Source organism: Rhabdonatronobacter sediminivivens (genome assembly GCF_013415485.1).
GTDB classification, from domain to species: domain Bacteria; phylum Pseudomonadota; class Alphaproteobacteria; order Rhodobacterales; family Rhodobacteraceae; genus Rhabdonatronobacter; species Rhabdonatronobacter sediminivivens.
The window spans coordinates 40,261-53,151 of sequence record NZ_JACBXS010000017.1 but is presented as its reverse complement, the minus strand read 5'-3'; the positions used below and the strand labels follow the sequence as shown (position 1 = coordinate 53,151).

At 66.8% G+C, this 12,891-nt stretch carries 11 protein-coding genes; 5 read left to right on the top strand and 6 right to left on the bottom strand.

The genetic code is table 11. The features are described from left to right. Nucleotides 1–165 precede the first annotated feature (165 nt). From HUK65_RS09860 to HUK65_RS09845, 4 genes are all read left to right on the top strand, one after another. Nucleotides 166–1,458 (top strand): O-acetylhomoserine aminocarboxypropyltransferase/cysteine synthase family protein, encoded by a 1,293-nt coding sequence (locus HUK65_RS09860; RefSeq protein WP_179905999.1) that lies wholly within the window; start codon nt 166–168, stop codon nt 1,456–1,458. 151 nt (nt 1,459–1,609) lie between these two features. Continuing rightward, entirely contained in the window at nt 1,610–4,729 is a 3,120-nt protein-coding gene (locus tag HUK65_RS09855; RefSeq protein ID WP_179905998.1) for a hypothetical protein, read from the top strand. A 57-nt stretch (nt 4,730–4,786) separates the two neighbouring features. After that, nucleotides 4,787–5,386 (top strand): inner membrane-spanning protein YciB, encoded by a 600-nt coding sequence (locus HUK65_RS09850; protein WP_179905997.1) that lies wholly within the window; start codon nt 4,787–4,789, stop codon nt 5,384–5,386. A 21-nt stretch (nt 5,387–5,407) separates the two neighbouring features. Continuing rightward, entirely contained in the window at nt 5,408–5,860 is a 453-nt protein-coding gene (locus tag HUK65_RS09845) for a GAF domain-containing protein (RefSeq protein WP_179905996.1), read from the top strand. A 92-nt stretch (nt 5,861–5,952) separates the two neighbouring features. On the opposite strand, the gene trpA is transcribed toward HUK65_RS09845, so the two are convergent. Next, nucleotides 5,953–6,744, bottom strand: a complete 792-nt coding sequence (gene trpA / locus HUK65_RS09840; protein ID WP_179905995.1) for a tryptophan synthase subunit alpha — start codon at nt 6,742–6,744, stop codon at nt 5,953–5,955. A 354-nt stretch (nt 6,745–7,098) separates the two neighbouring features. Between trpA and HUK65_RS09835 the strand changes: the two genes are divergently transcribed. Then, nucleotides 7,099–7,866, top strand: coding sequence for a SapC family protein (locus HUK65_RS09835; RefSeq protein WP_179905994.1), 768 nt, complete (start codon nt 7,099–7,101; stop codon nt 7,864–7,866). A gap of 10 nt (nt 7,867–7,876) precedes the next feature. Here the strand turns inward: HUK65_RS09835 and HUK65_RS19110 are convergent, their stop codons facing one another. The 5 genes from HUK65_RS19110 to HUK65_RS09810 form a co-directional block, all read right to left on the bottom strand. After that, the gene (locus tag HUK65_RS19110; RefSeq protein WP_179905993.1) at nt 7,877–9,649 is read right to left on the bottom strand and encodes an alpha/beta fold hydrolase; all 1,773 of its coding nucleotides are present in this window, start codon (nt 9,647–9,649) and stop codon (nt 7,877–7,879) included. 227 nt (nt 9,650–9,876) lie between these two features. Beyond that, on the bottom strand, nt 9,877–10,419 hold the full coding sequence (locus HUK65_RS09825; RefSeq protein WP_179905992.1) for an invasion associated locus B family protein: 543 nt from the start codon (nt 10,417–10,419) through the stop codon (nt 9,877–9,879). 119 nt (nt 10,420–10,538) lie between these two features. Next, entirely contained in the window at nt 10,539–10,934 is a 396-nt protein-coding gene (locus HUK65_RS09820) for a RidA family protein (RefSeq protein WP_235441875.1), read from the bottom strand. Nucleotides 10,935–11,076: 142 nt separating this feature from the next. After that, nucleotides 11,077–12,390, bottom strand: coding sequence for a pilus assembly protein TadG-related protein (locus HUK65_RS09815; RefSeq protein WP_179905991.1), 1,314 nt, complete (start codon nt 12,388–12,390; stop codon nt 11,077–11,079). Further along, nucleotides 12,387–12,776, bottom strand: coding sequence for a TadE/TadG family type IV pilus assembly protein (locus HUK65_RS09810; RefSeq protein WP_179905990.1), 390 nt, complete (start codon nt 12,774–12,776; stop codon nt 12,387–12,389). Before HUK65_RS09810 ends, HUK65_RS09815 begins: the two co-directional genes overlap by 4 nt. Nucleotides 12,777–12,891: the final 115 nt, after the last annotated feature.

Sequence of the window (12,891 nt, the reverse complement as noted above, 5' to 3'; positions counted from 1 at the left end):
GCCTCCCCCCTGCTTCATCCTGCCCGAAATACTCAAATCCTGCCGCTCCAACCCGTGCATCGCGGGGGCAGGGGCGCTGCCCGTCCCCCTGCCCATCCTTCCCGGCTTGCCCATCCTTCCCGGCTTGCGTAGCCTGCGCCCAACCATCACACCCGGGAGGATCCCATGACACCGCCGACCCACGGTTTCGACACGCTGCAGATTCACGCGGGCGCCCGCCCTGACCCGGCCACCGGCGCGCGGCAGACGCCCATCTACCAGACCACGGCCTATGTGTTCCGCGATGCCGACCACGCCGCCGCGCTCTTCAACCTGCAGGAGGTCGGCTATATCTACTCGCGCCTGACAAACCCCACCGTGGCCGCGCTGCAGGAACGCATGGCCGCGCTCGAAGGCGGCGTGGGGGCGGTGTGCTGCTCTTCGGGGCATGCGGCGCAGATCATGGCGCTGTTCCCGCTGATGGGGCCCGGCAAGAACATTGTCGCGTCAAACCGGCTCTATGGCGGAACGGTGACCCAGTTCAGCCAGACCATCCGCCGCTTCGGCTGGTCGGCGAAATTCGTCGATATCGACGACACCGACGCCCTGGCCGCCGCCATCGATGATGACACCCGCGCGGTATTCTGCGAATCCATCGCCAACCCCGGCGGGCATATCGCGGACATCGAGGCCATCGCCGCCGTGTCCGATGCCAAGGGCGTGCCGCTGATCGTCGACAACACCACCGCCACCCCCTACCTGTGCCGCCCCATCGAACACGGCGCCACGCTGGTGGTGCATTCGATGACCAAGTACCTGACCGGCAACGGGACCGTGACCGGCGGCGCGATCATTGATTCGGGCAAGTTCGACTGGTCCAACGGCAAGTTCCCCTCCTTCTCGGAACCCGAGCCCGCCTATCACGGGCTGAAATTCCACGAAACCTTCGGCCCGCTGGCCTTCACCTTCCACTCCATCGCCATCGGTCTGCGCGATCTGGGGATGACGCTGAACCCCCAGGCCGCGCATTACACCATGATGGGGATCGAAACGCTCTCGCTGCGCATGGACCGGCATGTGGAAAACGCCGTGAAGGTCGCCCAATGGCTCGAGCAGGACCCCCGCGTCGCCTATGTCACCTATGCGGGGCTGCCATCGTCGCCCTCCTATGCGCGTATGGCCAAGTATTGCCCCAAGGGCGCGTCCTCGCTCTTCACCTTCTCGCTCAAGGGCGGGTATGAGGATTGCGTGAAGCTGATCGATGCGGTCGAGATCTTCAGCCATGTGGCCAATCTGGGCGACACGCGCTCGCTGATCATCCATTCGGCCTCAACCACGCACCGACAGTTGACCGAGGAACAACAGATCGCCGCCGGGGCCGCGCCCGATGTGGTGCGCCTGTCCATCGGCACCGAAGACGCCGATGACCTGATCGCCGATCTGGACCAGGCGCTGACCAAGGCCAGCGGCCCGGCCTGATCCGCGAAAGCGCCAACGCCGGGAATGGTGATCGCCCCGGCGTTGCGCGCGGCGCGCGGCGGGGTGTAATTTCGGCGGAAAGTCGCTATATGGGATGCGCGCCCGTCAAGCGGACTCCCCGCCCGCGTTTGCCATATGCTAGAGGCAGAGCATGAAACCACAAATCGCCATCAGCATGTCGCGCGACGGGATCGAGGTGCTTCGGCGCATGGCCGATGGCTGGCGCAACACATCCCTGATCCCGCTGAGTGATCCGGAGTTTTCGGCCCGGGTCCGCGCGGCCCATGCCGAAGCCCAGGCCGCCGGGGGGGGGCGGGATGCGTCCGATCCCTCCAAGCTGATCATTCCGGGCACGGAAATCCTCTACACGTCGGTCCACGCGCCGGGCCCCGAAGACAGCGACCGTCAGGAGCAGATCGGCCGCGCCATCGACGGGATGACCCCCTATGGGGTGGACGAACTGGTCTTTGACTGGTGCGGGATCGGCGATGATCTGCAGGTGGCCGTGGTTGCCCGCGACACGCTGCAGGAGGCCGAGGGCTTCGCCGCCGAGCATGGCATCGACGCAGTGGCCTTCGTTGCGGCGCCGGGCCCGGATCAGTTCATGGGTGAGGTCTATTTCGGTCGCACACAAATGGCGGCCCGGCTGCTGCCCAAGGGCGCCGTGATCGAACGGGATCTGGCGCCGGTGCAATCCGTCGGGGCGCTGGCCGATGCGCCGCCCCCGGCCGCAAGCGCTGCGGCCCCCGAAACGCCTGCAGCTTCCGGCGATGACGCGGGGCAAGGGTCTGCGGCCCCCTCCGATCCCCCTGCAAAGGCCGCTTCGGCAAAGGCCCCCTCCGCAAAGGACTCGGACGCCGCACCCGAGAAGCCGATCGCAGAGCCAAAGACTGATACGCCGAAAGATCGCGCCGGGAAATCGAAGCGCAACAAATCCAAAGGTCCGTCCAAGCCACCGGTCAAGGACAAGGTGACACCGCCCGCATCGCTCCTGCCGTGGCTGTCCAAGGGCAAGGGCAGCGCAGAGCCCGCCGAACCGGAACCGGTCGCGCAGTTCAGTTCGCGCCGCCCGGCAGTCGCGGCCACCGGGGCGGGCGCACCGGATGCACCCTCTGCGGCGCCGGCCACGCCCCCCGTTCCCGCCGCCGCAGAGAGCGCGGCCCCGGCGCCCTCTGCCCTGGCGCGGCTGGGCGGGCTGGGCAGGAAGCTCGTGCCTTCGCGGGCGCCCGAAACGCCTGCGGCCGAGGCCGGGACCGACCCGGCGGCCCTTGGCGCCGCCGATCCCGCAACCGGCAAGCTGCTGGGCAGGGCGCGCGCGCTGCTGAAACGGACCGAAGGCGCCAGCGCGGCGAAACGCCCACCCGCCGCAGACCCGGCGCCAGAGCCTAAACCCGCCAGCCCGAAGCCACCCCCGGCCCAGTCCGACACCAGGGCGCCTGCGGCGGCGGGATCCCTGGGCGGCCCGGAACTGAAAGAGGCGCTTGCAGCACCGGTCCGCAACCTGGCGGACAAACCTGGCCGCGGCACCCCCTCGGCCGATGCTGTCGGCACCGAGGCCGAGAAGCTGACCATCTTTGGCGCCCGCGGCAACGTCCCCGCCGAGCGCGGTTTTCTGGGGCGTGGGCTGCTGCTGACCGGTGCCCTGATCCTCGCGCTGGCCGCGGTTGCGGTCTGGGCCGTGTTCTTCATCCGTGATCCGGAAACCGGCGTCCAGTTGCCCACAACCGCGCCGTCGCCCGCCGAGGACCAGGCCGCCGCCCCGCTTCCGCTGGATCAGGACACGGATGCCCCGGTCTTTGACGAGGAAGCGCAGATCGATGCCGCCCTGGCCGAGCTTGAAAGCGCCATTGACACCGGCAGCACCGAAGAGGCCGCCCCCGCCGCCCCCGAGGTGGAAACTGCGGGTGAGGGGCCTGCCGCCGGGGTCGGCATGGCCGAACCCGCGGGCACCGCAATGCCCGAGGCCGAGGCATTCCTGGACGGGGGCGCCACCGATGGCAGCGACGCCCTGCAGACCACGCCCGAGGTCAGCGGCATGGAGCCCTTTGCCCTGTCCTCCCTGACCCCGCCCTCCAGCGCCGCGGCACAGATGCCCGAGGCCCCCATGGCGCCGGCGCCCTTCGGGACCGAGGACATCCCCGGAATGCTGTCGTCGCCGGATTTCGCCCCCCCGCCCGAGGTGATCGACGGCCGCCCCGCCGCGGTGCCGCCGCAACGCCCCGAAGGCCTGGCCCCCGAGGAACCGGCCCCCGATCAGGACGCGCAACTGACACCGGCGCCATCCGGCGATGACATCCAGTTGGCTGCCTTGCCGGTGGAGAGCACTTCCGCCGCCGCCGCGCCGCGCGATGACGCCGTCCAGCAGCAGGCGCCCACCGAAACCGCCACCGCAGAAACCACCACCGAAACCGCAACCGAAACCGCAGTCGCCCCGGACGCCACCCCGGACAATGACACCGCCGCGCAGCGCGCCAGCCTGCTGCCGGAGGAGGAAACCGACACCCCATCGGCCGCCCGCGCGGCGCTGGAAGCGACCGCGCTGGCCCAGGGGATCGCCCTTTTCACCGAGGCCGCGCCGGAATTCGACGGGTTGCGCCCCGCCGCCCGTCCGGCCGCGCTCGAGGTTCCGCAATCCGTCCTGACACAGGCCGAAGCCACGACCGATGCCCTGGCCGAAGATACCGCCAGCGAAGACACCGCTAGCGAAGACACCGCCAGCGAAGACATCGCGCAGGCCGCGGCGGATGCGCCGGATGTCAGCGCCACCCCGGGTGGGCTGGTGCTGACCGCCCTGCGCCCTGCCGCCCGCCCCGATGACCTGGTCACCCGCCCCGCCGAGGCGGACCCCGCCGCGGCATCTGCCCCGATCGAAAGCGACAACCCGCTGGCGGTGGCCAGTTCGCTGCGCCCCAATGAGCGCCCGGACGGTTTCTCGCGCCGGGTGCAACAGGCCATCGCTGCCGCCCAGTCGGCGCCGCGCCAGCAGGCCGCACCCACGCCCCGCGCCACCCCGTCGATCCCCACCTCGGCCTCGGTCGCGCGGGAGGCCACGCAGACCCGCGCCATCAATCTGCGGCAACTGAACCTGATCGGGGTCTTTGGCACCAGTGCCAACCGCACCGCGCTGGTGCGCCTGTCCAACGGGCGGATCGAGCGGGTGCGGGTCGGCGACCGGCTGGACCGGGGGCAGGTTACCGCCATAGGCAACAGCGAACTGGTCTATCAGCGCAGCGGGCGCACGCACCGTTTGCGCATTGCCGAACGCGGCTAGGTCGGGCATCAGGCCCACACCCAGAATCGAAACCGACAGTTCGGAGTTGAACGGCATATGCAGGAACGGAATGTCCACCCGGGGCTGAAACTCGCGCTGGAGCTTGGCCCTGTGCTGCTGTTCTTTGTCGCCTATGTCTGGCTGCGCGATGACAGTTTCGTCATCGGTGGCACCGAATACGAGGCTTTCATCCTCATCACCGCCGCCTTTGTCCCGCTGATGGCGGCCTGCATGGGGGTGCTGTGGCTGCTTTCGGGGCGGCTGAGCCGGATGCAGGTGGTCACCTTGGTGCTGGTGGTGGTCTTTGGCGGGCTGACGGTCTGGCTGAATGACGAACGCTTCTTCAAGATGAAGCCGACCATCATCTATGCGATGTTTGCGCTGGTGCTGGGGCTGGGCCTGTTGCGTGGCGAATCCTGGCTGCAATTCGTCATGGATGGCATGATGCCGCTGCAGCGCGAGGGCTGGATGCTGCTGACCAAGCGGCTGGCGCTGTTCTTCGGGGTTCTGGCCCTGTCGAACGAGCTGGTCTGGCGGCTCATGTCCACCGATGCCTGGGTGAATTTCAAGACCTTCGTGCTGCCCGCCGCGCTCTTCGGTTTCTTCATGACCCAGGCCAAGCTGTTCGAACGCTACAGTATCGACAAGCCCGAATAAGCCCGCTTGCAGGACAGACCCATGCCCGATTACCCCGCCCTTGCCGCGCGCATCCGCTCTCTGACCGAGGGCGAAGATGACCCCGTCGCCCTTATGGCGACCTTGGCCTGCGAGATCCACCATTGCGACCCGCGTTTCGACTGGACCGGCTTTTACCGCGTCACCGAACCCGGGTTGCTGAAGATCGGTCCCTATCAGGGCGGGCATGGTTGCCTGGTGATCCCGTTTTCGCGCGGGGTCTGTGGTGCGGCGGCGCGCACCGGGCAGGTTCAACTGGTCCCCGATGTGGATGCCTTTCCGGGCCATATCGCCTGCGCGTCATCGACCCGGTCGGAACTGGTGCTGCCGGTGCGCAACAGCGCGGGAGAGGTGATTGCCGTGCTGGATATCGACAGCGACCAGCCCGATGCCTTCACGGATGAAGATGCCCAGGCGCTTGGCGCGATCCTGGATGCGGTCTTTGCCCACACCTGATCGCAGCAGGACCGCCCCGGCAGGTCCCCGGTTCATGTCCTTGCAAAGCGGCACGCCCGGGCATTGGGGGGCATGCGCCTTGCGGCCTTGGCTCAGGCGCGATGCGCGCCCTCGGCCAGCCCGGCGACGAACGCCAGCACCTCGGGCACCGGGCGGCCTTCCCCCACCATCTTGACGATGGCCGAGCCCACAACCGCGCCGTCAGCCACTGCGGCAATCGCCGCGGCGCTGTCAGGGGTGTTGATGCCGAACCCCACGATCACCGGCAGATCGGTGGCGGATTTGATCCGCGCCACCTCGGGGCCGACGTCCCCGGCCTGTGCTGCGGCGGCGCCGGTGATCCCGGTGATCGAGACGTAATAGACAAATCCGGAGGTGTTCTTCAGCACTGCCGGCAGGCGGCGGTCATCGGTGGTGGGGGTGGCCAGGCGGATGAAGTTCAGCCCGGCCGCCTGCGCGGGGATGCAAAGCTCGTCATCTTCCTCGGGCGGCAGGTCCACCACGATCAGCCCGTCCACCCCGGCGCTGACCGCGTCCTTCAGGAACTGTTCGACGCCCCGGTTGTAGATGGGGTTGTAATACCCCATCAGGACGATGGGTGTGGTGGTGTCGCCCTCGCGGAAGGCGCGGACCATGTCCAGCGTCTTTTCCAGCGTCTGTCCAGCTGCAAGGGCGCGCTGGCCCGCGGCCTGGATGGTGGGGCCATCGGCCATGGGGTCGGTAAAGGGCACGCCCAGTTCGATGATATCCACCCCGGCGCCGGGCAGACCCTTCATCAGCTCCAGCGCGGTTGCATGATCCGGGTCCCCCCCCATGATGTAGGAGACGAAGGCCTTGCGCCCATCGGCGCGCAGTCGGGTGAAGGTATCGTCGATTCGGGTCATGCTCGGGGGTCTCCTTGGGCCTTTGCGTCCCGGGTTTGCCCGGATGGGCGCGAAAAATCAATGCACGCCTTGCATTCTGTCAAAGCCCCGTTCGCAAAGCCCCCCGGCGCCATCCCCCGGATCATCCGGCCCGGCGCCCGGGCCGCCGGGCAGGGTCACCGCAGGGAAAAACCACCCCGCACGGGCATGCAGGCCCTTATACGGGGTTGACTTGCCTGTGCGCTTTGAAAAATGCTGACATCTCGCCCCCGGCATGAGGGATCACGGTGCCGGATGACCCGAACAGGCAGCGGACCGGGGCACCGCTGCTGCAGGCCGAACATCTGAACGATCCATCATTTGACAGGAAAGACCATGAGCAAGCAGTTGTTGATCTACGAAAACGCGGTGCCGATTTCCGCCGAACATCATCAGGATATTTCGATCCGCACCGGCGAGAGCTGGGCCTTTGCCCGGGACTTGCATTCGGTGCCGTTGGTCGCCGCGGAATTCGAACAGGCCGGCGCCGAGATGCCCGTGGTCTTTGCTGGCGAAGGCGATGACCTGACCCCGGTGGGGCTGCTGGGACTGGAAGCGGGTGAAAACCTGTTCCTGGATTCGGATCATCGCTGGCAAGGCCGCTATGTCCCGGCCTTCCTGCGCCGCTATCCCTTTGTCTTTGCGTCGACCGGTGAAAACGGCGAGACCCTGACCCTGTGCATCGACACCGGGTTTTCCGGCGTGAACACCGAAGGCCGCGGTGAGCGGCTGTTCGATGCCGATGGCAACCGCACCCAGTATCTGGAGCGGATGCTGCAATTCGCATCGGACTATCAGGCGCAGCACCAGTTGACCCGCGCCTTTGGCAAGCGGCTGAACCAGCTGGGCATCCTGGAGCCCGCCATCGCCAATATCAGCCTGCCGGGGGGCCGCAGCTTCACCCTGCGTGGTTTCCAGCGCGTCAACCGCGAGAAGCTGGCGGCGCTGTCTGACGAGGTGGTGGTCGATCTGTTCCGCACCGACATGCTGGGGCTGATCCATTTCCACCTGGCCTCGCTCAGCCAGATGAACCGCCTGCTGGAGCGCAAGCAGCCTGCCGTGCCCGCGCCAACCCATGCCAGCGAACAGGAAGAACCCGCCTGAACCGCGACCGTCAGAGGCGTTCAAGCGCGTCAAGCGCCATCCGGGGATGCGTGAACAGGATCGTCTGTCCCGCATCCTCGGCGATCTGGACCTGTGCGCGTGCGCCCAGGGTGCGGCCAAAGGCTTCGACCGAAGCGGCCGAGACCACCGGATCATGGCGGCCGTGAAGCAGCCCCACAGGGCATTTGCTGGCGGCGACCCGAGCGCTCCAGTCGCGCACCACGTGGTAGCTGTCGATCTCGAACGCCCTGTAGCCCTGGGCCACGGCAAATCTGACCCCGTCGGCGATGGTGGTGCCGATCTCGGGGGTTTCAAAGGCGGCCAGGTCGATCGGTGATCTTGCATAGAGCGCCCGCACGAACTGCTCTACCCCGCCGGATTCGATCTGGCGCACCCCGGCATGGAGGATCAGCGGCAGCGCCTTCGGGGTGAAACGTGCGGTATAGGCGACGGTGCGCTGGCGCGGCGACATGTGCCGGAACTGCGTCAGCGATCTGATGGGCACGCCCCCGGCGACATTCAGCACGCCGCGCACCCGTTCCGGCGCCTTGGCCGCCAGGGTAAAGCTGTAGACCGACCCGGCCATATGCCCGATCAGCCGCACGCCGTTCAGATCATGGGTTTCCAGCAGATGCGTCAGATCCGCCGCCAGCGTGTCAGGCACCTGCGGGATGTCGACATCATACCCCGGTGCGGCCCCGAACCAGGGTCTTTCCGGGGCGATCAGCCGGATGTTGCGGGTGGTCAGCTCCTGCAGGAAGGTGGCGCCGATGTTCAGCCCGTCCAGCATGCCATGCAGGAACATGACCGGCGCGCCCTGCGGCGGGCCCATCGTGCGAAAATGCAGGTTGCGCCCATCGGGCAATGTGTGAACCTGAAACGGGGCCTCGGAGGCGCTCAGGTCGGCGCCGCTGGCATCAAGATGCGAGGCCAGGCTGAGCGTCAGCCGGACCAGCTGCGCCTGTGAGCGGGTCTGGGTCTTGCGCAGGACGGATTTCAGTTGCGTGCGCAGCGTCGAAAGCTGCCGGTTGCGGGCCTTTGCAATCTGGGAAAGCGTTTCGCCCTCGGCCAGCCGGGCAACGATTTCGGTTTCGGCGCGCGACAGGGCGAATGACCCCTGCAGAACCGCCTCGATCGCTTCATTCCAGCCGGTGTCGGCCTGATCTAGGACCAGCAGATCGGGTTGGCCGTGCTGCGCCAGCCGCTGGCCGATCATGAAGACCTGCGCGCCATCCCCCGGCGGGTGCAGCAGGACCACCAGCGGCAGATGGCGCCCCAGCGGCCCCGGCGGGCGTTCGACCTCCTGCCCCAGCGTGGCCAGTTCGCTTTCCAGCCGTCGGCGCGACGTGTCGTCCATGGGCAGCGTTTGCGCCGTGCTCTGCCGGGACAGCGCAAACATCCGCAGCGCCGAACTGTTGTACCAGACCACCTTGCCGGCGGCATCCAGAACCAGCTTCGGCAGGCTTGCGCGTTCCGCCTCCGGGGTTTGCTTTTCCAGCCGGCGCGCGGTGTCAAGCCGCTCGAACAGACGCAGTGACGTATCCAGGTAGCGGATCGATTCCGAAAGATCGAGCGTCACCATATCCTGTGAGCCGTCCAGATCCGTATCTTCAACCTGAGCGAGGGCGTTTTCAAGCCGGACGCTCCAGGTATCTACCAGATCGTCGTAATTGTCAGGGATAAGCGCGGTTTCATAGATCGTCTGCAAAAGCTCCAGGTCGGCGTTGAGCTTCGGCAGCGGTATGGAAGAGCGATCCTTCACCCCCGCAAGCCCGGTTTGCACGCCCGGAAAAGGACGCAATCGCGCTGCGTTGGTCCGGATTCAGGAAAAACTGCGTAGCGGCACCCGGACACGAAAGTCCACCTCAGGATTTCTTAAAATATGCAAATGGATAACAATTTTTCGCGCTCTTGTGAAGTCCGGTTTCTGCGCACCGGTATCTGGCCCCGCTTCGGGCGCCCTGCGGGGCCGTGGGTTTGCCCCATTGTGTCCCTGTGGCGCCCTGGCGGTCAGGGGGCTGCGGCGTTGCAGGCAACAAGTGCGTCCCAGGCGCGGGTCAGACCCATGAGCGATATCGGAGTGGCCAGAACCGGGCTGGCGGGCAGGGGGCGAAAGGCGACGGTGATCCGCGCGCCGGCCTTCAGCGCGGCCAGCGCGCCCGCGTCGATGGTGGCGGTGGCCATGCAGGTCTGTGCGTCGCAATACTGCCACTCAAGCGTGGTTTCGGGGGCGCCGGGGGCATGCACATAGGCGATCCGTTCTCGCAGGCTGGCACCGACCGGAACCTCGGCCGCCATGAGTGCGCCGCCAGCGCCATCGGCGGAAAGCGACACCGCCACCAGCAGCGTGTCGGTGCTGCGCAGATGGACCCGTGTGCTGATCACGCAGGTTGCCTCATCCCGCTCCAGCACCCAGTCCCGGAACGGCTGTGCCTGCGCCTTCGCGGGCGGCACCAGCTCCAGGCAGGCCAGCGCCAGGCAGGCCAGCACCAGCACCCGGCGCCCTGGCCCGCCGCGATGGAACGCTCTGAGGTGGTGTCTTGGGGCTCTCATGCGACAAGCTTGGGCGAAATCGACCGGGAAATCCATTCAGAACTTTCCTTCGACCAGAGGCTCCGAAAGGGGCTGCAAGCGCGTAGCGGGCGGCATCCGGTGCCGTGCCCGCGCGCGGATCAGGGCCGCCGCGCCACCATGTCGATTTCGACCAGGGCGCCGACCGCCAGGCCATTCACCCCGATACAGGTGCGCGCAGGCAGCTTTCCCGCTTCGAAATACCCGGTGTAGACCGCGTTCATGGCGGCGTAATCCCGGTCGAAATCGGTGATATAGACGCGGGCCTGCACCACGTTCCGCAGACTCAGATCCAGGCCCTGCAGAACCAGGATCAGGTTGTCCATGACCCGCCGGGTCTGGGCTTCGATCCCGTCTGGCAGGGGGCGGTCAGGCTCTGCGGGCCAGGTGGGCATCTGGCCGGTCAGATGGACCCAGCCATCGACCTCGGCGGCATGTGAAAACGGGGCGACGGGCCGGGGCGCGGCATCGATCATGTGAAAGCTTGGCAGGGGCATTCAGCGGTCCTCTTGCGGTTGGCGGTCAGGTTCAGGAAGCCACCGCCAGCCCCCGCGGTCAATCGGTTTGGGTGTCCTGTCGTCTAGCCACGAACCGGGATGCGGCGGGGCGCCACCCGCCGCATGTCCGGTCTTCGGTGGCTCAGCGCACCAGCGCCTGGGTGTATTCGCGTTCGGCCCCGGCGTGATGAAGCTCGTTCTCCAGCCCCGGCAGGCAGCCGCGCAGGGTCTGGCGGCTGTTGTAGACGATATCGCCCGCAGCCTCGACATAGATCCCGTCGGTGGCCGTGTTGTTCGAGTTGAACACCACATCCCCCTGGCTGGCCATCAGCACGCCGCGCAGGATGTTGTTCGAATTGAACACGATCCCCTGCTGACCCAGGACATAGCCGCCATAGACGCCGCGGTCGCAATATTCCAGTTCGGACCCGCCGATCCGGATATTGGAGTTGAAGGTGATAAAGCCTTCGGCGGCCAGCACCACATTGTCGAAATCCACGTTCGAATCGACCGTGATGTTTCCGCCGGCCACGATGGCCATGTTCTGGAAGCTGCGCGGATCGCGCAGCGCCACATCGCCACTGACAATATAAAGCGTATCGGGGCTGAGCGCGTCATCCTGGCTGATGGAGGTGCGATAGACCGGCCCCAGCGTGACAAAGGGCGGCAGCCCGGCCTCTTCCAGGGTGCCTTCGCGCATCATGCTAATCACATCGGGGATGCTGTCGAGCAGCCTGAATTCGTGGCTGTAGGCGCGCAGCGCATCCTCGGCGCCGGGGTTGTTGTTATGGGCCTGGAAATCGGCCAGGTTCGGCATGGTGATTTCCGCGCCCGAGGTGAAGCGGTTCTGGTTGTGGAACTGCACCCCGTCTTCACCGTGCAGGCAGAAGCCGTCGCTGTAGTCGTTCGAACTGTTGCCGACGCTGCGCTCAAGCGCAAAGAACCCGCCGCCACTGCAATGGGCAAAGCCACCAGTGGTCGCCGCCACCGAAATGGCCGACACCTGCAGCCGGTCCACGCCGACAAGGTGCAGCAGGTAGGTGGCCACCGGGTTGGCGTTGCGGTTGTCGCGGCGGGTCTGGACCGCCACCGCGTTGATCGGTTTGCGGCCGTTGCTGGCCGTGGCGCCATGTCCCGGCCAATGCGTGAACATGATGTCCGAGGCGTCCAGCAGGCCGGGGCGGTGCGCATCGGCGATGGCAAGGGCGGCGTCGCGCGCGGCATCCTGGCCTTCGCGCAGTTTGGCTGCACCGGCGCGGGCGGCGGCATCGGCGACAACCTGTGCCTGGGCGCGGGCCGACACGGCCGATGTATAGTCCACGGCCGTCCCGCCGATGGTCAGCGCCACGATGGTGATGATCAGCCCCGTGACCGACCCGGTGCCAGCCTCATCCCCGGTGAAGCGCCGCAGCTTGGGGCCAGCCTGCGCAAGAAGGTGTGTTTTCTGTCCGGTCATAGCTCCACTCCTGGTTCCAGATGCTGCAGGACGGTCACCTGCATGTCGCCCATGAAGGACAGCATCATGCCTGTCCCGATCCCGTCGAAGGGCCGTGAAAGCCGCACGGCGATCAGCTCTTCGGTGTGCTGCACGGAAAGTGCATAGCCTGCGGTGGCGTTGACAAAGGTTGCGGCGTCGTCGATCGCGATACGGCCGGTGGCGATCGCGCGGGAGATATCGCCCGCCGCCTGCCACATGGCGCTTTGCGCCATGAACGCCGCCGAGGCATCGGCCACCAGCAGCAGCAGCGCCATGATCATGGGGGTCCAGATAACGAACTCGACCGTCACGCCGCCGTGTTCATCCCGCCTGAGCGCCGAGAGTCGGTCCCTGCTCCACTTCATCCTGAAGTCCTTCCGAAATGTTTCGGCGCGTCACTCGGAAAACGGAACAGAAATTACGGACGCCTTGACCTGCAGGTCTCGTCGGCAATTGTGGTGAATTTACGGCAAAACAAGG